At 71.8% G+C, this 19,105-nt stretch carries 16 protein-coding genes; 6 read left to right on the top strand and 10 right to left on the bottom strand.

All coding sequences use genetic code 11. The features are described from left to right. Window positions 1-69: 69 nt before the first annotated feature. Window positions 70-495: an Hsp20/alpha crystallin family protein gene (locus tag ACN26Z_RS16875; RefSeq protein WP_421462198.1), complete on the bottom strand. Its 426-nt coding sequence runs from the start codon at window positions 493-495 to the stop codon at window positions 70-72. A 148-nt stretch (window positions 496-643) separates the two neighbouring features. On the opposite strand from ACN26Z_RS16875, the gene ACN26Z_RS16870 reads away from it, so the two are divergent. After that, window positions 644-2,176 carry an ArnT family glycosyltransferase gene (locus ACN26Z_RS16870; protein WP_421462196.1) on the top strand — a complete coding sequence of 511 codons (1,533 nt, stop codon included), beginning with the start codon at window positions 644-646 and terminating at the stop codon, window positions 2,174-2,176. Window positions 2,177-2,231: 55 nt separating this feature from the next. Next, on the top strand, window positions 2,232-3,014 hold the full coding sequence (locus ACN26Z_RS16865; protein ID WP_421462194.1) for an FkbM family methyltransferase: 783 nt from the start codon (window positions 2,232-2,234) through the stop codon (window positions 3,012-3,014). A gap of 8 nt (window positions 3,015-3,022) precedes the next feature. Here ACN26Z_RS16865 and ACN26Z_RS16860 read toward each other — a convergent pair whose 3' ends face one another. Continuing rightward, window positions 3,023-4,021 (bottom strand): tyrosine-type recombinase/integrase, encoded by a 999-nt coding sequence (locus tag ACN26Z_RS16860; RefSeq protein ID WP_282238464.1) that lies wholly within the window; start codon window positions 4,019-4,021, stop codon window positions 3,023-3,025. A gap of 112 nt (window positions 4,022-4,133) precedes the next feature. On the opposite strand from ACN26Z_RS16860, the gene ACN26Z_RS16855 reads away from it, so the two are divergent. Further along, a complete protein-coding gene (locus tag ACN26Z_RS16855; protein WP_421462192.1) occupies window positions 4,134-4,601 on the top strand; it encodes an HNH endonuclease in 468 nt (155 codons plus the stop codon). 81 nt (window positions 4,602-4,682) lie between these two features. Here the strand turns inward: ACN26Z_RS16855 and ACN26Z_RS16850 are convergent, their stop codons facing one another. The 3 genes from ACN26Z_RS16850 to ACN26Z_RS16840 all read right to left on the bottom strand — a co-directional run bounded on the left by ACN26Z_RS16850 (window position 4,683) and on the right by ACN26Z_RS16840 (window position 7,139). Then, the gene (locus tag ACN26Z_RS16850) at window positions 4,683-5,243 is read right to left on the bottom strand and encodes a DUF1062 domain-containing protein (protein WP_421462191.1); all 561 of its coding nucleotides are present in this window, start codon (window positions 5,241-5,243) and stop codon (window positions 4,683-4,685) included. Window positions 5,244-5,526: 283 nt separating this feature from the next. After that, window positions 5,527-6,264, bottom strand: coding sequence for a VOC family protein (locus ACN26Z_RS16845; protein ID WP_282238467.1), 738 nt, complete (start codon window positions 6,262-6,264; stop codon window positions 5,527-5,529). Between the two features lie 353 nt (window positions 6,265-6,617). Further along, complete coding sequence (locus ACN26Z_RS16840) at window positions 6,618-7,139, bottom strand: DUF1992 domain-containing protein (protein WP_421462190.1); 522 nt, start codon at window positions 7,137-7,139, stop codon at window positions 6,618-6,620. A 63-nt stretch (window positions 7,140-7,202) separates the two neighbouring features. Between ACN26Z_RS16840 and ACN26Z_RS16835 the strand changes: the two genes are divergently transcribed. Continuing rightward, window positions 7,203-7,853 (top strand): LysE family translocator, encoded by a 651-nt coding sequence (locus ACN26Z_RS16835; RefSeq protein ID WP_421462188.1) that lies wholly within the window; start codon window positions 7,203-7,205, stop codon window positions 7,851-7,853. Between the two features lie 37 nt (window positions 7,854-7,890). Here the strand turns inward: ACN26Z_RS16835 and ACN26Z_RS16830 are convergent, their stop codons facing one another. Continuing rightward, window positions 7,891-9,072 carry a phosphotransferase gene (locus ACN26Z_RS16830; RefSeq protein WP_421462185.1) on the bottom strand — a complete coding sequence of 394 codons (1,182 nt, stop codon included), beginning with the start codon at window positions 9,070-9,072 and terminating at the stop codon, window positions 7,891-7,893. Window positions 9,073-9,229: 157 nt separating this feature from the next. Continuing rightward, window positions 9,230-11,254, bottom strand: coding sequence for a beta-galactosidase (locus ACN26Z_RS16825; protein WP_421464671.1), 2,025 nt, complete (start codon window positions 11,252-11,254; stop codon window positions 9,230-9,232). A 161-nt stretch (window positions 11,255-11,415) separates the two neighbouring features. Here ACN26Z_RS16825 and ACN26Z_RS16820 point away from each other — a divergent pair, with 161 nt between their 5' ends. Further along, a complete protein-coding gene (locus tag ACN26Z_RS16820) occupies window positions 11,416-13,764 on the top strand; it encodes a TIM-barrel domain-containing protein (RefSeq protein ID WP_421462183.1) in 2,349 nt (782 codons plus the stop codon). Between the two features lie 72 nt (window positions 13,765-13,836). Here ACN26Z_RS16820 and ACN26Z_RS16815 read toward each other — a convergent pair whose 3' ends face one another. The 3 genes from ACN26Z_RS16815 to ACN26Z_RS16805 are packed head-to-tail and all read right to left on the bottom strand — an operon-like array spanning window position 13,837 to window position 17,532. Further along, window positions 13,837-14,820 carry a carbohydrate ABC transporter permease gene (locus ACN26Z_RS16815; protein ID WP_093402373.1) on the bottom strand — a complete coding sequence of 328 codons (984 nt, stop codon included), beginning with the start codon at window positions 14,818-14,820 and terminating at the stop codon, window positions 13,837-13,839. Then, window positions 14,817-15,824 (bottom strand): ABC transporter permease, encoded by a 1,008-nt coding sequence (locus ACN26Z_RS16810; RefSeq protein ID WP_093402372.1) that lies wholly within the window; start codon window positions 15,822-15,824, stop codon window positions 14,817-14,819. The genes ACN26Z_RS16815 and ACN26Z_RS16810 overlap by 4 nt, the downstream gene beginning before the upstream one ends. Window positions 15,825-15,867: 43 nt before the next feature. Continuing rightward, complete coding sequence (locus ACN26Z_RS16805; protein ID WP_282238472.1) at window positions 15,868-17,532, bottom strand: extracellular solute-binding protein; 1,665 nt, start codon at window positions 17,530-17,532, stop codon at window positions 15,868-15,870. A gap of 195 nt (window positions 17,533-17,727) precedes the next feature. Between ACN26Z_RS16805 and ACN26Z_RS16800 the strand changes: the two genes are divergently transcribed. Next, the gene (locus ACN26Z_RS16800; RefSeq protein WP_421462181.1) at window positions 17,728-18,945 is read left to right on the top strand and encodes an ROK family transcriptional regulator; all 1,218 of its coding nucleotides are present in this window, start codon (window positions 17,728-17,730) and stop codon (window positions 18,943-18,945) included. Window positions 18,946-19,105 lie beyond the last annotated feature (160 nt).

Raw genomic sequence — 19,105 nt, 5'->3', positions numbered from 1 at the left:
CGGAAAGTGGGCGTGGCCGGGCGGGACCGCACCGCGTCCCGTCCGGCCACGCCGGGGGCGAATCGTTGATCAGGACTTGATTTCCTTGCGGCCGTTGCCGGTCGCGCTGATGGTGACCCGGCGGGGCTTGGCCCGCTCGGCCACCGGGATCCGCAGCGTCAACACGCCGTTGTCGTAGCCGGCCTCAAGCTTGTCGGTGTCGAGGGTCTCGCCGAGGAAGAGCTGGCGGCTGAAGACGCCCATCGGGCGTTCGGCGGCGACCAGTTCGACGTTGTCGCCGGCGGGGCGGCGGCGTTCGGCGCGGACGGTCAGCACGTTGCGCTGCACGGTGCAGTCGATGCTCTCCGGGTCGACGCCGGGCAGGTCGAAGGCGGCGTAGAAGTGGTCACCGTCCCGGTAGGCGTCCATGTGCATGACGGCCGGACGGCTGGTGCTGCCGAAGAACTGCTCGGTGAGCCGGTCGATCTCACGGAACGGGTCGGTGCGCATCAGCATCGGGTGCCTCCTCGGTTCTCCTGGCCGAAGGTCCTTAGTTGAGTCCGCATGACTCAACTTCTGCTTCTTATTTAGCGCGCCTGACGCCCACCGTCAAGTCGTCCGGTCGAGCACTACCGACCTGGCGGGCACGGGCGACAATGTCACGGTGACAACGGCGACGCCGCGGGTCCGAACCGGTGCGACACAGCAGCCGCCGGCCCCCGAGCCCGGTCTCCGGACCACCGGGCCGTGGCTGGTCGCCGCGACGGTCACCCTGGTCTTGCTGGCTCTGGCCCCACGCTACGGCTACCACCGCGACGAGCTGTACTTCCTGCTCGCCGGCAGGCACCTCGACTGGGGGTACGTCGACCAGGGGCCGTTGGTACCGGCGCTGGCTCGACTCGCCGACACGGTCGCCCCCGGCAGCCTGCTCGCCCTGCGGACGCCGTCGGCGCTGTTGGCCGGAGGTGCGGTGCTGCTGGTTGCCGCGACCGCCCGGCAGTTCGGTGCGGACCGGAGCGCACAGACGTTCGCCGCCCTGCTCGGCGCCACGTCGGGGATCGTGCTGGCCACCGGTCATCTGCTCAGCACCAGCACCGTCGACCTGGTGGTCTGGTTGGCCGCCGCGCTGTGCACGGTGCGACTGCTGCGCACCGGGGACGGTCGGTGGGCCCTCGCCGTCGCGCTGGTGCTGGGCGTCGGCATGTCCAACAAGCTGCTGCCCGCGTTGCTCGCCGTGGGGTTGGTGGCCGGGCTGGCGCTGGCCGGGCCTCGCCGGCTACTCCGTGACCGCTGGGTGCTGGCCGCCACCGCGCTGTTCGGGCTGCTCACCGCCGCGAGCCTGAGCTGGCAGGCGGTGAACGGTTTCCCGCAGCTGGGAGTCGCCGCGACGATCTCCGGCGGGGACAGTTCCTACAGCGGTCGGCTCGACGCCCTGCTGCTGCACTTCGTGATCATCAGTCCGTTCGTGGTGCCGATCTGGGTGACCGGGCTGGTGGTGCTGCTGCGCCGGGCCGGCTGGCGCAGCTACCGGGCGCTGGGCTGGGCGTGGCTGGTGGTGGCCGGCATCGTGCTGGTCGTCGGCGGCAAGGGCTACTACGACGCCCCGCTGCTGCTGGTACTCACCGCCGCCGGAGCGGTCGTCGCCGCCGGCTGGGCGGCGCGCGGTCGGATACGCCGCGCCCTGCTGGCGGCGGTTGTCGTCCTCACCGCCGCCAGCAACGCGGTGCTGCTGCTGCCGGTCCTGCCGGCCGACCGGCTGCCCGGCTTCGTCGTGGCGGTCAACTATGACGCCGGGGAGACCATCGGCTGGCCAGCGTTCACCGACTCGCTGGCTGCTGTGCACCGCACCCTGCCGGCGCAGGAGCAGGCCCGGGCGATCATCCTCACCGGCAACTACGGCGAGGCGGGCGCGGTGGCCCGCTTCGGTCCGCAGCGTGGGTTGCCCGCCGCGTACCCCGGACACAACAGCATGGCCGACTTCGGCCGGCCGCCGGACGACGCGGACGTGGCGATTGCCGTCGGCTGGTCACGGCCGGACCGGTTACGGTCCTGGTTCACCGACGTCACCCTCGCCGGGCGGGTGGACCTGGGGGTGGCGGTGGACAACGACGAGAACGGCGGACCGATCTGGTTGTGCCGTGGGCTGCGGCGTCCGTGGGCCGACATCTGGGACGCCGAGGTACGTCACACGGGGTGAACGGCAGCCACGCGGACCGCCACGGCGAGCACGCCGGGCGGGTTAAGGTGCTGCGATGGGTACCCACTCCGCCGCGGTCGAGGCCCTCAAGACCGACCCGCGCACCGCCTCGCTGCGCCGATCGCTTGAGGTCTACTACGGCGATCCCGACCGGGACGCGGCGATGGACGCGTTCTACGCCCGCTTCGTCCGCCCCGGTGACCTGGTCTTCGACATCGGTTCGCACGTGGGAGACCACATCGGCACCTTCCGCCGGCTCGGCGCCCGGGTCGTCGCCGTCGAACCGCAACCGCTGTGCCTGCGGGCGCTGCGGGCCATCTACGCCGCCGACGACCAGGTCACGCTGATCGAGGCGGCCTGCGGTGCCCAACCCGGGCGGATCGGCTTCCTGGTCAACTCGGCCAACCCCACCGTCTCCACCGCCTCCACCGACTTCGTCACCGCCGCCGCGGGCGCGGGCGGCTGGGAGGACCAGGTCTGGGACGGTCAGATCGAGGTGCCGGTGACCACCGTCGACACGCTCATCGCCGAGCACGGCACGCCGGCCTTCGTCAAGATCGACGTGGAGGGCTTCGAGGACGCCGTGCTCGCCGGGTTGAGCCGCCCCCTGCCCGCCCTGTCGTTCGAGTTCACCACGATCGGACGGGCGGTCGCGGTGCGGTGCCTGGACCGGCTCGCCACGCTCGGGTTCGACGGGTTCGACGTGGCGCTCGGCGACGACAAGTCGCTGACCCTCGGGCGTTGGGTGAATGCCGAGGAGATGGCCGCGCACCTGCTCGCGCTGCCGCACGAGGCCAACTCCGGCGACGTGTACTGCGTCCGCACGCCACGCGGTTGACCCGCCGGTCAGCCGCGGCGGCGGGCCCGGGCCGCCCAGATGGCGTACGCCGGATCCCGGTCCAGGTTGTGCCGGTCCCGGTCATAACGGCGGGTGGTACGCGGATCGGCATGGCCCATCGCGTCCTGCACGTCCTCCAGCGGCACCCCCTCGGACCGCGCGGTGGTGGCGAAGGCGTGCCGCAGCGAGTGCGGTGACAGCCGCGCCCACGCGTCGATCCCGGCGCTGCGGGCGAGCCGCCGGACCAACCGGAACACCGAGTGCCGGTCGAGGCGGGCGCCGCTGGCGGTGACCAGCAACGGGCCGGTCAACTGCGTCACCTCCACCCGCTGCGCGGCGGCCCGCTCGGCCAGGTAGGCGTCGACGGCGTACGCGGTGCCCGGGGTCAGCGCCCGACGGCGGGACCGGCCGCCCTTGCCGACGAAGCGCACGCTGCGGTGTCCCCGCTCGGCGCCCAGGTCGGTCAGGTCGAGCGAGACCAGCTCCCCCACCCGCAGTCCCAGGTCGGCGAGCAGCGCGACGGCCGCCCGGTTGCGGGCAGCGGTCGGCCCGGTCTCGGCCTCGGCCGCCGCCAGCAGCGCGTCCACCTCGTCGGGGGCGAGACCGACCGTGGCCGAGTGGTCCCGGTCGACCCGTGGCCGGTCGGCTCCGGCGACCGGGTTGAGTTCCACCGCCCGCAGTTTGACCAGGAAGTCGTACCAGCTCGACAACGCGGACAGTTTCCGGGCCACCGTCGCCGCGGTCAACGGGCGGCCGGTCCGGGCCGAGACGCTGTTCTCCAACGCCCGCCCGTACTCGTTGACATGCAGGAAGTTCGCGCGCAGCGGGTCCAGTTCCCGGGCGGCGCACCAGGCCAACCAGCCGGCGACGTCCCGGCGGTACGCATCGCGAGTGTGTTCGCTCAACCGCCGGTTACGCAACCATGCGTCGGTGACGGCCATCGGCCCGTCGGGCAGGGCCGGGTAGGCCGACGGGCGGTACTGCACCGAAGTGTCGTGCGGACGCATGTGAAAAATGCTCTCAGCCCTGCTGTGGGTTGACGATCAGGCGCGCCGAAACATCATGATCGGCCGCCGGTAGGCCGGGTTCCACGTCGCACCCGGCCCCTACGCTGACCCGGTGCTGTCTCAGGTCAACGGTCTGTCCCGACACTTCACCGAGGACACCCTGCGGGCGTACCTGCTGAGTCGGTCGACCCGGGTCGACACCGGATGCCTCATCGTGCGCGGCTACGGCAGCCGGCGCGGCGTGCACCAGAAGCTCGCCGGACGGGCGTGGGCACACATCGCCGCGTACGTGGTCTTCGTCGGCGGCTACGACCCCACCCTGGAGGTCCACCACGACTGCGGGGCGCCGGACTGCATCGAGCCGACCCACCTGCGCCAGCTCAGCCACGCGGACAACTGCCGGGAACGCACCCAGCCGCCGCGCTGCCGCAACGGGCACGAACGGGAGACCGATCCGGCGACGGGCCGCCTGCGCCGGGTCTGCCGCACCTGCAACCGGTTGGCGCAGCAGCGCTGGCGTGAGCGCCAGGCCGCAGAGGTGGCGCAGGCCCGGGCGGCGTACGGGCGCGCGCCCTGTTGACCCGGCAGTCCCCGCCGGCTGGCTGGCGCCTGGCCTCCCCGTGGCCCGGGCGGGCCGGGAGTGACCCGCCCGGGCCACCGGTCAGTCGCCGGCCAGCACGGTGAAGGTGAATCCGGTACTCCTCGGACGGCGCACCGGGATGTCGCACTTGATCCGACGCAGCGCCTCGCCCCTGCTCAGGCCGAGCCCGTGGGCGATGAGCCGTTCCGGACGCACCGGCACCGGATCGGCGAAGTCGACCGCCACCTGGACCGGCCACGTCTGGCCGGGCCACTCCGGCGGGGTGTCCAGCCGCCACGCCCCCGTCCAGTCGAGGGTGACTCGGTTACGCCCGGCGAACGACGGATCCAGCAGCGTGGACGCCACCAGCTCCGCGTCGTTGACCCGGTAACCGGTCAGCTCGACCGGATCGAACGAACTGACCGGCGTCCGCTCGTACACGGTGAGCTTGCTGGTCCGATCGCAGGACACGCAGCGGACCAGCAGCCACACGTCCAGCAACTTGTGGTTGGCGTTGACCCGGAACCTGCCGGGGCCGGTGGTGGCCGACTCCGACCCGCAGTCCACGCACCGCCGCGACAGCAGCGGCAGCCTGGTCCGACGGACGACCCAGGGCAGCACGATATGAGGTGGTGAAGACACGATTGCTCCGAAGACCTGACACGAGGCCGATTGCGCGCGGCCTCAAGCGCTGTACGACCGGGCGCGCGAGGGCAGCCCGGCGAGGCCGACGGGGAGGTCGGCTACCAGAGCGGAAGAGATGTCAGGTTCAGAGAGCAGGCGGGGTCACGCGGGTATGTGTCCTCTGTCTTCACTGGGACGGGTCGTCGGCAACCTATGGCAACGTCCAGGCGAGGCTCAACCGGTTTCCGTCCGGAGCCGCTGCCCGCGCGCCCGCGGCGGCTCGGTCGCTGGGTGGTCGGCGTCAGCCCGGGCTGAGGATGCAGAAGTCGTTGCCCTCGGGGTCGGCGAGGCACCGCCACGACACGTCGCCCTGGCCGACGTCGACGACTGTGGCGCCGAGCGCCTCCAGCCGCGCCACCTCCGCCGCCTGATCGTCACCGGAGTAGGGCTTCAGGTCCAGGTGAACCCGGTTCCACCAACTCCTGGGCCCCGGCTTGCGCAGGAACTCCAGGTACGGTCCGACGCCCTGGGCCGACCGCAACCGCGCATGGTCATCGGTCACCTCGTGCAGGGCCCAGTCCGTCGCCTCACCCCAGAACCGGGCCATGGCCCGCGGATCCGCGCAGTCGACCACCACGGCGGCGATCGGCCCGGTGTCCCGGTAGATCTCCCGAGGCTCCAGAACGCAGAACACGTTGCCCTCCGGGTCGGCCAGCACCGTCCACGGGACGTCGCCCTGACCGATGTCCGCGGGCGTCGCGCCGAGGTCCATCAGGCGGCCCACCAGCTCCGCCTGGTGTGCCGCAGAGGTGGTGGCGAGGTCGAGGTGCGTGCGGTACCGCACCGTCTCCGGATCCGGAACGATGACGACGTCGATGCATACGGCCGTCGGGTCCGGCCAGGTGAAGCCCAGGGGTTCGACGTTGACCACGCCGGGCTCCTCGACGGAGACGCCCCAGCCGAGCGCGTCCGCCCAGAACCGGCCGAGGGCTGATTCGTCCCGAGCCTTGTAGTTCACCTGAACGAGCCGTAGCGCCATGCCGCCCACCCTATGCCCCGCAGGACGGGCGGGTTGGCCGGCCGCGCACACCAGCCTAAATGCTTACGCACCTTAACAGTCATTATGATGTGCGTACGTTATGCCCGATTTCGGGCGGTCAATTAATGGATTGCAGTAGCCGGTAATCCATTAATTGGGGTGATGTGGTTGCCGATGACCGGGCAGAGCGCCACAGGTGTCAGGGACAGAAACCGGCGACGGGACCTGCAACCGACGGTGCGTCACGTCACGGCCCTGGATGAGGCGGTCACGCGACAGGCGTTGCGTCCCGCTGCGGGCTCAGAGCTGGTGTGGATCGATCGTCCGCGCCGACCGGCCGGTGGCGAGGGCGATCAGGCGGCGCGGCGGCGGCGGAACCAGGAGCGTCGTCGCGGCGCCGGCGGTTCGGCGACGGGCGGCGGGACCGCCTTCCGCCGCTCGTCCTGCCAGCGGCTTACCACCGCGTCAGCGTCGACCGGGCGCACCACGACCCGTGGGCCGGACGGGTTACGCAGCCAGGCCAGCACCTCGGCGTTGAGGTCGGCCACGACCGCCCGCACCGCCTGCTCGGTGGGCAGTTCCCGGACCTCGCTGGGGAGTTGCTCGATGCGGCGACGCAGCAGCAGCGGAGTGGGCAGCAACAGGCTGGTCGGCACCTGTTCGCGCTCCAGGAAACTCTTGATCCACCAGGACTCGTCGTAGGGCAGACCCCGGCCGGCGATCGGCTTGCCCGCACCGGGCAGATTGTCGAACTCGCCGCGCTCCTGCGCCGACCGGATCTGCGCCTCGACCGACGCCTCCCACCGCATCTCCACCGTCGCCACCTCCCCGGTCAACCGTAGCGTGACCACCGTCTCCTGATGGCGCAGCGTCACGGGCCCGACCGGCATTCCCCGGTGCCCTAGGCTCAGACACACGGTGGGACGGGGGTCACGGGCATGGTCAGTACGGCGGGAATCGTCGGCATCGCGTTCGTCGCCCTCGGGATGGTGCTGACGCCGGGGCCGAACATGGTCTACCTGGTGTCGCGGTCGGTGACCCAGGGCCGGCGGGCCGGGCTGATCTCGCTGCTCGGGGTCGCTGCCGGTTTCGCGGTGTATCTGGGTGCCGCGGTCGCCGGCATCGCCACCGTGTTCGTGCTGGTGCCGGCGCTGTACACCGCGGTCAAGCTGGCCGGCGCGGCGTACCTGCTGTGGCTGGCGTGGCAGGCGTTGCGCCCGGGCGGGCAGTCGCCGTTCAACCCGGCGCCGCTGCCACCGGATCCGGCCCGCCGGCTGTTCACCATGGGTCTGGTCACCAACCTGCTCAACCCGAAGATCGCCATCCTGTACGTGTCGCTGCTGCCGCAGTTCATCGACCCGGCACGCGGCAACGTCGCCGGGCAGAGCCTGCTGCTGGGGCTGACCCAGATCACCGTGGCGCTGACGGTGAACGCGTTGATCGTGCTCACCGCCGGTGGCATCGCCGGCTTCCTCAGCCGGCGGCCGCTGTGGCTGCGCGTACAGCGGATGCTGATGGGCACGGTCCTGGCGGCGATGGCGGTGCGGATCGCCGCCGACCGGTCCCGCGCCGCCGTCGCCACCGGCTGAGCCCCGCACCGCCATGGGCGGGGCAGCCCGGTCGAGGTCAGACACGTACCGGCCCGGTGGCCGCGTCCAGCAGTTTCTCCAGGACCGCGCGGGTGGGCAGGTGCGACAGCAGGTGCGCGACGCTGCGGTCGGCGTACCGCCGCTCCTCGTCGTCGGGTGCGTCCAGGGCGACGCTCACCTGGCCGGAGACGTAGTTGGCGAGGCTGGTGACCGCGCCCTGGAACGCGGCCAGGTCCAGCGGCGGCAGGGCGCCCGCCGTCGCGCGGTACCCGTCGAGCAACGCGCGGGCGCCGGCCACGTTGACCTCCCCACCGGGAACCACGGCCCAGTCCAGCAGTGCGTTGGCCAGCTCCCAGCTCGGCGGTTGACCACCGGCATGTTCCCAGCCGACGACGACGAGGCGGCCGTTGGTGGCCAGCCGGGTGCTCGCCGGTCCGAGGGTGTTGTGGCAGAGCACAGGTTCCGGCGTCCCGGTGTCGCCGCCGATGCCGTCGAGGTCCGTCAGGGTGGCCACTGTGGCGTCGAGCGCCCCAGCCCAGCTGGCCTGGCGAGCCGCGGCGACGGCGGCGAGTTCGGGCCAGCTCGCGGTGGCCAGCCGGGTGCCGTGCCACGGGCTGATCCGATCCACCGGCAGCCTGAGCCCGTGGATCGTGGCGAGGACGCCGCCGACCGCGCGGGTGAGCGACGAACGGGCCGGGGCGAGCAGTGGTGGCCCGGAATGCAGCCCTTCGTAGACCCGCCAACGGTGCCCGCCGATGGTTTCGACGATGCGGCCCGCACGGCTGCGCACCGGCGCGGGCAGCAGGACACCGGCGGCTGCGGCGGCCTGCTGCAACGCCACGTCGGTCTCGGCGTCGACGATGGGCCACCAGGTGTCCATCGTCCGCACCGCCCAGCGGCCCCGGTCCGTCACCAGCGACCATCGACGCCCCATGTCGTCGGCACGGGCGACTGTGCGCATCTCGCCGACGACGTCGCCGAGACCGTAGCTGGCGGCGATCGCGCGGGCCAGCGAAACCTCGGCGATCTCGGCCCGGCCCCGCACCCGGGCGACCTCGGTCTTCAGCGCTGCCCAGGTGGGAAAGCCGTACTGCTCGGCCAGCCGGGCCTGAGCGGTCGTCAGCGTCGCGGCCGGATCCATGTCGCGCAGGCCGGCGAGCAGGTTCTTGGCCTGCTGACGCAGGTGGTCGAGGCTGGGGTTGTCGGGCAGGGTCTTCACACGGCACCTCACTGCTCGCCCGGACTCGCACGGGCGGAACTGAGCTTCGGTGTCCGTCGCTCGACAGGTGGTGTGTGGGGGTGGCTTCGAGCCTACCGGCGAGTCTCGGCGCGTTCCCGACGCGCTGGTCCGAGATTAGCCAGCCAGAGTCGACGGATCAACCCTTGTGCTCGCGGAGCACCGCGACCCCGCCGGGCGCCAGGGTGACCGCCCGCTCGATCGGCGTCGCGGTGAGCAGGTCCACTCCACGCGCGGGTACGTGCAGCTCCTGGTCGGTGTGGTTGAGCAGGAACAGCCAGCTCGCCGCGCCGTCGCGGCGGCGTACCGCCTCGACGCCCTCGGGCGCGTCGGGGCAGACGGTGGTGACGCCGGCCGCCCGCGCCGCGGTGTCGAGCAGCCGCCGGTAGGAGGTGTCGTCGAGGCGGGTGGACACATACCAGGCGGTGCCGGCGCCGACCCGGTGCCGGGTGACGGCCGGCATAGCGTCGAGTACGCCACCGGTGTAGGCGACGACGGTGTCGGCGCCGGTCAGGCGCAGCGTCTCGGCCCAGATCCGCCCGGTCCCGCCGTCGTCGAGTCGGACCTGGTCGGCCGCGTCGAGGGGGTGGAACTCCTCCGCGTACGCGCCGAGCAGTTCCCGCAGGGCGCCGGGGTAGCCGCCGAGGCGTACCCGGGCGTGCTCGTCGGCGACGCCGCTGAGGTAGGTGACCAGCAGGTGTCCGCCGCCGTCGACGTAGCCGCGCAGCCATTCGGCGGTGGCGTCGTCGATCAGGTAGAGGGCCGGCAGGACGAGCAGCCGGTAACCGTCGACAGGGTCGCCCGGGGTGAGCGTGTCGCAGGCGTACCCGCTGCGCCACAGTGCCCGGTGCGCGGCGGCGAGTTCGTCGTGGTGGTCCGGCAGGGCCGACGGCAGGCCCGGGTGGCGCAGCGCCCAGCCGCTGGTCGCGTCGACCACCAGCGCCACGGCCGCCTCGACGCTGCCCCGGACCTCGCTGAGCTGACGCAACGCGGCACCGAGTGCGACGGTTTCCCGGAACACCCGGCTGTCCGGGCCGGCGTGCGGCACCAGGGCGCTGTGGAAGCGCTCGGCACCGCCGACCGGTGCCCGCCACTGGAAGAACATCGCACCGTGTGAGCCGCGGGCCACGTGGGCGAGGCTGTGCCGCAGCATCCGTCCCGGTTCCTTGGTGTGCATCCGTCCGGCGGTGTGGATCTGGTTGGGTGCGCTCTCCATCAGCAGCCATGCCGCTGCGCCGCCTGCCGGCGGCGAGCCGGGGCGCCGGTGGGCGGCGTGTCGGGCCCAGCCGCGGGCCAGGTCGGCGGCGAGCGCGGTCTGTTCCTCGGCGCCGCCGTCGACGGCGGACGGGTAGTGGTCGACGGCGACCAGGTCGACCTCGGTGGCCCAGCGGGCGTGGTCGACCGGCACCCAGTCACCGAGTACGTAGTTGGTGGTGATGGTGAGCGCCGGGTTCGCCGCCCGCAGCAGGTCGCGTTGCTCGGTGTACGCGGCGAGCAGGGTGTCCGACCAGAAGCGACGGAAGTCGAGCAGGTGGCCGGGGTTGGGCAGGTACTGGGTGGCCCGGGGGGTGCTGATCTGCGCCCAGTCGGAGTAGTGCTGGCTCCAGAAGCTGGTGACCCAGGCGTCGTTGAGGGTGGCCAGGTCACCGTGGCGGGTGGTGAGCCAGCGCCGGAAGGCGCGGGCGGTGTGCTCGCAGTGGCAGGTGGTGCCGTACTCGTTGTGCACGTGCCAGCCGGCCAGTGCCGGGTGGTGGGCGTACCGGTCGGCCAGGGCGGTGGTGATGCGCAGCGCGGCGTCGCGGTAGGCGGGGGTGGCGGCGCAGTAGGTGTCCCGGCTGCCGTGGTGCAGCCGGATCCCGTCGGCGGTGACCGGCAGCGCGCCCGGATGGGCCAGGGAGAACCAGGGCGGTGGCGAGGCGGTGGGGGTGGCCAGGGCGACCCGTACGCCCCCGCCGTGCAGCAGGTCGAGCACCTGGTCGAGCCAATCGAAGGTGTACCGGCCGGGTGCCGGTTCGAGCCGGGACCAGGCGAACACCCCCACGGTGACGAGGTTGACTCCGGCCTGGCGCATCAGCGCCACGTCCTCGGACCAGACCTGCGCCGGCCACTGCTCGGGGTTGTAGTCGCCGCCGTAGCAGAGCGGGCCGTCGGTCCACATCACCATCACCAGCCCACCGGTTTAGTTGGGGATGCATCCAAACTATGGATCATCACTGCGCATGTCAACAGGTCGAAGGTGGATTGCATTCATCGTCATCGTTGACAGTTCGTTGGATAGTTAAAGAAACTGTCGGCACCGCCGCGAAACGCCGCCGAGGAGAACTGATGCCGTACAGACCGCCGCTGGTGCCCTACGAGACCTTCGTCGCCGACCCACCCGACCTGCCGGTGCGCACCCCCGGTGAGGGTGGCCCGGCCATGGTGAGCCGGGCCGAGATCGCCGGCACCGACGCACACGGCGCCACCGTCAAGGCGGTGCTGGCCGACGGGGTGACGGCGGTGGTGCGCATCGACGCGGCTGGCGACGGCATGATCCGGGTACGGCTGGCCGAGGATCCCCAGGCCCGCAGCCGATCGGCCCGGCTGATGCCGCTGACGCATCCCCGTCCCCACCCGGCCACCGTCACCGTCGACGACCGGCAACTGCGGATCGACGCCGGCGCGCTGGTCGCCGAGATCCGGCTCGACCCGTGGCACATCCGGTTCCTGCGCCCCGACGGCTCGGTGCTGCTGGAGCAGGATCCGGGCACGATCGACATCAGCGGCCGGCAACGCACCCTCCCCTTCGGACACTCGACCAGCGACGGGGTCCGGGTCGCCTGGCACGAGAGCTTCGTCGCCCCCGGCGACGAGCGGTTCGTCGGCTTCGGTGAGAAGTTCACCCCACTGGACAAGCGTGGCCAGCGGGCTCTGATGTGGAACTTCGACGCCTTCGGCAGCGAGTCCGACCGGGCGCACAAGAACGTGCCGTTCTACCTGTCCAACCGGGGCTACGGCGTCCTGGTCGACAGCGGGCTGCCGGTGCAGTTCGACGTCTGCCAGTCCACCCACAGCGCCGTGCAGATCCTCGTCCCCGACGACCTGCTCGACTACTACGTGCTGGCCGGACCGACCCCCGCCGACGTGCTCGACCGGCTGCACCAGCTGACCGGGCAGCCGTACCTGCCGCCGCGCTGGGCCTTCGGCACCTGGGTCTCCTCGGGCTTCTACCCGGACAGCCAGGAACGGGTGCTGGAGCGGGCCCGGCGCCTGCGCGAACGCGACATCCCCTGCGACGTGCTGCACCTGGACTGCTACTGGCAGGTGGCCGGCAACTGGTCGGACTTACGCTGGGACACCGAGGCGTTTCCCGACCCGGCCGGCATGCTGCGGACCCTGTCCGAGCAGGGCTTCCGGGTCTGCCTCTGGATGAATCCGTACCTGATGACGGCCAGCCCGCTCTACGCTGAGGCCGACGCGGCCGGCTATTTCCTGCGTCGACCCGACGGCAGCACGTACGTCGCCGACGTGTGGCACGGCAGCTACCCGGCCTCGGCCATCGTGGACCTGACCAACCCGGCGGCGGTGGACTGGTTCACCGGGCTGCTGCGGCCCCTGCTGCGGCAGGGGGTGGCGGTGTTCAAGACCGACTTCGCCGAGGGGGTGCCCGCCGACTCGGTGGCGCACAACGGGATGAGCGGCGTCGAGCTGCACAACGTTTACGCCCTGCTCTTCAACGACGTGGTCGCCGCGGTCACCGAGGAGGTGGCCGGCCACCGGGCGGTGTGGGCCCGCTCGTCCTACCTGGGCGGGCAGCGGCACAGCGCGCAGTGGAGCGGCGACGTCAACGCCACCTGGCCGGCCCTGGCCAGCACGCTGCGCGGCGGCCTGTCACACGGCCTGTCCGGGGTGCCGTTCTGGAGCCACGACACCGGCGGCTTCCACGGCACCCCCGAACCCGACCTCTACGTACGCTGGTCGCAGTTCGGCGCGCTGTCGCCGTTGGTGCGGCTGCACGGCACCACCAGTCGGCTGCCGTGGGAGTTTCCCGCCGAGGCGGAACGGCTCGCGGTGGCCGCGTTGCGGCTGCGCTACCGGTTGATGCCGTACCTCTGGTCGGCGGCGGTGCAGGCGGCCCGCACCGGCGTACCGATGATGCGGGCCCTGCTTGTCGACACCCCGCAGGATCCGACGGCCTGGACGACCGACCTGCAGTACCGGCTCGGGACGGATCTGCTGGTCGCGCCGGTCACCGACGCCTCGGGCGAGCGGGACGTGTACCTGCCCGTCGGCGACGACTGGTTCGACGCCGCCACCGGCGAACTGCACCCGGGAGGCCGGCACCTGCGGGTGCGGGTGCCGCTGTCCCGGCTGCCGCTGTACGTGCGCCGGGGCGCGCTGCTGCCGCTGGTCGCGCCGCAGGCCACGGTCGGCGACGGGCCGTTCCGGGAGGTCACTCTGGTCTGCTGGGGCGCGGTGGAGGGGCGGACCGTCGTGCACGACGTGGCCGGCGACACGAGCATCGAGGCGGTCCGCGACGGCGACGAGTTGCGGATCCAGACCCGGGGGCCGCTGCTGGTGGGGCAGCTGGCGCTCGCGGGGGTCGGCGACGCCGACCGACCGGCCCGGTCACTGCTCAACGGTGCGGCGGTGACCGTCCTGCCCTTCGCGGGGCTCTTCCCCGCATCGGGCTGACCGTACCCGCGCGGTGCCCGACTGGACGGAGTCGGGCACCGCGCGGGTACGGGGCCGCGATCCGCGTGGGGGTCAGCCCTTCACCGCGCCGGTGATCACGCCCTTGGTGAAGTGCCGCTGCACGAACGGGTAGATGATCACCGCCGGGATCACCGTCACCACCACCACCGCCATCTTGACCGCGAGCGTCGGCGGGTACGCGGTCACCCCGGGCAGGTTCACCGACGCGCCCGAGACGTTCGGTGACTGCCCGGCCAGGATGTAGCTCTGCAGGACCCGCTGGATCGGGAACTTGTCGTTGGAGTCGATGTAGAGCACCGCGTTGAAGTACACGTTCCAGTAGCCGACCGCGTAGAAGAGCCCGACCACGGCGATCACCGCCTTGGACAACGGCAGCACGATCCGGGTGAGGATGCGCAACTCCCCCGCGCCGTCGATGCGGGCGCTGTCGAGCAGCTCGGCCGGCACGTTCATGAAGAACGCGCGGATCACCACCAGGTTGAACACGCTTATCGCGCTGGGCAGGATCAGTGACCAGAGGCTGTCCTTGAGGCCCAGCCCGGTCACCACCAGGTAGCTCGGCACCAGCCCCGGGAAGATCAGAAACGTCAGCAGGAAGTAGAACAGCAGCCCACGGTGGGCCACCGAGCCCGGCCGGGACAGCCCGTACGCGGCCAGCACGGTGAGTACCAGGCTGACCGTGGTGCCGAACACGGTGACCAGGGTGCTGACCCACACCGCCCGGGTGACGTCGCCGCCGCTGAAGATGGTGATGTACGCCGACGGGTCGAATTCCCGAGGGATCATCACCATGCCGCCCGCGTCGTCGATGGTGCCGCGTGAGGCGAGGCTGGTGACCAGCACCGCCCAGAGCGGCACCAGCACCGCCGCCACCAGCAGCGTGAGCACGACCCCCTTGCCGATGGTCAGCGACGTCGACGGGCGGCCCGCCCACACCGGACGACCGGGGTGACGTCGCCGTGGCGGTGGCGCGGGTGGCCCCGCTGTGGCCGGTGCCGCCGGTACCGGGCCGGCCCCACTGAGCTGTGCGGTCATGACTTGGAGTACACCCCCTGCTCACCGAGCCGATGTGCGATCTTGTTGGCGGTGAGGATCAGCACCAGCCCGACCACCGCCTTGAACAGGCCCGCCGCGGCGCCGAGCCCCCACTGCTGGGTGCTGATCGCCTGGTAGTAGACGAACGTGTCGAGCACCTCGGCCGCCTGCCGGCCGACCGCCTCCCGTTGCAGGATGAACTGCTCGAAACCGACCGAGAGCGCGTCGCCGAGCCGCATGATGAGCAGCAGCACGATCACCGGACGCAGTCCGGGCAGGGTGATGTGCCACAACCGCCGCCACCGGCCGGCCCCGTCGGCCGCCGCCGCCTCGTACAGGTTCTGGTCGATGGCGGACAGTGCGGCCAGGAACACGATCGCGCCCCACCCCAGGTCCTTCCAGACCGCCTCGGCGGTGACCAGCACGATGAACGTGTCCGGGTTGGTCATGATCCCCCAGGGCTCCAGACCGGCCTGGCGCATCTCCTGGGCCAGCAGTCCGGCTCCACCGAACATCTGCACGAAGAACGTCACCACCAGCACCCAACTGAAGAAGTGCGGCAGGTAGACGACGCTCTGCACGAAGCCGCGCAGCCGCCCGGAGACCACGCTGTTGAGGATGAGCGCCAGCAGGATCGGCAGCGGGAAGAAGAACACCAGCTGGAAGGCGGTGATGCTCAGTGTGTTGCGGACCGCGTCCCAGAACAGCGGGTCGCGGAAGAGCGCCTCGAAGTTGCCGAAGCCGATCCACTCGCTGTTGAGGAACGCGTCAAGCGGGTCGTCGCCGACGAACGGGTTGTAGTCCTGGAAGGCGATGATGTTGCCCAGCGTGGGCAGGTAGTGGAAGACCAGCAGCAGCACCGCCGCCGGTGCGGCCATCGCCAGCAGCGGCCAGTCGCGGCGCAACCGGACCCGCAGGCTGCGCCGCCCACCCCGCCGGGGACGCCGCGGTGACGGCGTACGCCCCGCGGGTGGTCGCGTGTCCACGGCGCCGGGGGCACTCACGACCGCACCCCGGCACCGGTCGGCGGCGCACTCACCCGCCCGCTCATCGGCCGTTGTCGGCGAGCGCCTTCTCGTGGAACGCGCGGCCCTCCTCGCCACCGGTGTCGAGGAACTCCTTGCGTACCTGGGCCAGGTCGCTGACCGGGCGACGGCCGCGCAGGATGTCCCGGATCTTGTCCTCGGTCGGCTGGATGATCTTCGACCAGTTCGCCGGCAGCTCCAGCTTGATCCCGGCGAACAGGTCCTGCTCCATCTGGCCGATGTGGTTGCGGTAGTACCCGATGTAGTCCTGCACGTAGTTCGGGGTGTCGCCGCTGCGCACCTTGACCGGCACCCGGCCGCCGATGTGGGTGTACTGCGCGCCGAGTTCCTTACGGCCCAGCTCGGTGAGGGCTGGCGTGCCGTCGGTGCCCCGGGTGAAGTGTTGCCCCTCCACGCCGTACTCGCGCAGCTCGAACTCCCGGCTGCCGAACGGGGCGGCACACCAGTTGAGCACCCGCAGCATCTCGTCGACCCGCTCGGCGGGCAGGTCCTTCTTGAGGAAGGTGTAGAAGATCGGCTTCTCGCTGCCCCAGATGACCGGCTGGGCGCCCTGCGCGCCGAAGACCGGCAGCGGCTGCATGTCGAAGGTGGGCAGTTCCTTGGCCCGTTCGCTCTGCATGCCCTGCCAGGCGCCGAGGCCGTCACGGTACATGAGGATCTTGCCGGAGTTGAACAGTTGCTTCTCGTCCTCGCCCTTGCTTTCCGCCGTGTCCGGGTGTACCAGGCCCTCGGCGAACAGCCGGGCGGTGAACGCCAGCGCCGCCTCGAACGCCGGGTCCTCGAACTTGTGCTGCAGACCGCCGTCGGGCTTCTTGCGCCAGGTCTGGTTGCAGCCGAAGTACTGCTGGATCATTTCGAAGACGCTGCCGAAGGCCCACACGCCCTTGGCCGGGTCGGTGGCCTTCTTGCCGAACTCGTACAGCTCGTCGGGGCTGGTGGGGGTGGCCAGGCCGGCGGCGCCGAGCAGATCCTTGCGGTAGAACATGGCCCACGCGAACGGACCGTCGGTGGGGAACGGCACGGCGTAGAGCCGCCCACCCCAGACCGAGTACTCCCAGGCGCCGCTGGGCAGCGCCGCCAGGTACGGGTACTTCGCCGCGTTGTCGCCCTGGAGGTGGTCGGTCAGGTCGGTGAACAACGCTTTGACCGCGTCGGAGAACCGGGCGACCTTGTCCACCTCCCAGTTCGGCGCGGACAGCAGCTCCGGCACGTCGCGGGCGCCGAGCATGGCGTTGAGTTTGTCGGCGTAGGTCAGGCCGTCCTGCAGGCTCGGGTTGACCTCCACGCCGAGCTTGCCGTTCACCGCGCCCAGGTAGGAGTTGCGGCCCAGCGGCGGCGGGGTCGGCCCCCACCAGGGGCTCATCGTCTGGATCGGCGGACCACCCCGGCCGGGTGTCTCGGTGACCGCGTCGACGAGTTCGCGCGGGTAGCTGAGGTAGCCGTGCGGGATCGGGCCCTCGCCGGGGATGTCCGGCTTGAGCAGCTCGGCCGGCTTGTAGGTGGGCAGCACCGCCTTGATGGCGTCGGCGTTCGTGGCGCTGCCCTGGCTGCCGGCCTCCTTGCTGCAACCGGCCAGGGCGCCGCCGCCCACGGTCGCGGCGGCACCGAGGCCGATCAGCCGCAGCATGGTCCGGCGGTCGGTGGATGTGCGCGCAGAAGGCGTCACGGCGCACTCCCTTCGTCGTCGATAACGGTTTGCGGAGCGGGGGACTCCGGCTAGGATTAGTTGGGGTTCTAGCCGAACAAACTAATCGACGGCAATCCGTCCCACAAGACAGCGCTGGCGGCCTGGTCGGCCCCGCCAGCGCGGTACGCGATGATGGACGCGCGCCGCGACACCGGCGCAGGGAGCGGGCAGATCGTGATCAGCATCCACAACGAACCGCAGCCGACCGACCTCGGTGACGTCCGCGTCGCCAACCGGGCGGTGGTGCTGCGGCACGTACGCCTGCACGCCCCCTGCTCCCGCGCCGACATCGCCGCCCGTACCGGCCTGAACAAGGCCACCGTCTCCAGCCTGGTGACCGAGCTGATCGACAAGCGGCTGGTCCGCGAGACCGGGCTCACCGAGAACCGGGTCGGCCGACCCGCCACGATGCTGGTCCTCGACGGCGAGCCGTACGCCGCGCTGGGCCTGCAGATCGGCCCCGACGAGCTGGTGGCTGTCGCCATCGACCTAGGCGGCAGCCGGCTGCTGACCTGGCGGCGGGCCTTCGCCGCGACCACCGTGCCCCCCACCGAGACGCTGCGCGCCCTGGCCGCGCTCGCCCGGCGGGCGGTCGGGCGGGTCACCGCGCAGGGCCGCACCGTGCTGGGCCTCACCGTCGGCGTACCCGGCCTTGTCGACCCGTCCGGCGCGGTGCCACTGGCCAGCGCCCTGGGCTGGCGGGACGTGCCGGTCGCGGCGGAACTGCGCGCCATCCTGCGGGATCCGGAGTTCGCCGTCGGGGTCGACAGCGTCGCCAACCTGGCCGCCCTCGCCGAGCAGCGGCACGGCGGTCACGCGGGCACCACCGAACTGGTCCACCTGACCGGCGGTATCACCGTCGACGCCGGCATCATCGCCGCCGGACGACTGCTCCGCGGCGGGCGTGGCTTCGCCGGGGCGATCGGGCACCTGCCGCTGGATCCGAACGGGCCGTCGTGCGCCTGCGGCGTCCACGGCTGCCTGACCGCCCTGGTCGGCCTGCCCGCCGTGGTGCACCGGCTGCTGCCCGACGCCGAGGCCGACGGCCCGGTCCTCGACTACCTGCCGGAGTTGACCCGGATCGTGGCGCTGGCCCGGCAGGACGATCCGGGGGTGTGCAGCGGCCTGGCCGAGATCGGCCGGCACCTGGGCCGCGGCGTCGCCGTCCTGGCCGACCTGCTCAACCCGGAGACGGTCGTGCTCGGCGACCATCTCGCCACCCTGGCGCCCTGGCTGCTGCCGGCGGCCCGGTCGGAGCTGGCCGCCCGGGCCCACGCCCCCGGCGCCGGCGGCTGCCGGCTGGAAGCCTCCACCCTGGACACGGCCGCCGCGCTCGGCGGCGCAACCGCCGCACTGGCCACCGTCGAGGCCGGACGGCTGCCCGTCCGCTGACCCGGCGGGCAACGTCACCGGTCGATACCCGCTCGGCCGGTCGGAGTCTTGACCCGACCCTTCCCAGGTGCCAACCTCGAAGCGAGCCGCTCCGCACGGGCACCCGGGGCGGCTTGCTTTCCACGGTTTGTCGAAGCGCTTCGCCAGCGTCCGGGCCGAC

This window comes from Verrucosispora sp. WMMD703 (genome assembly GCF_049178935.1).
GTDB lineage: Bacteria > Actinomycetota > Actinomycetes > Mycobacteriales > Micromonosporaceae > Micromonospora > Micromonospora sediminimaris.
This window is presented reverse-complemented; position numbering and strand designations above follow the sequence as displayed.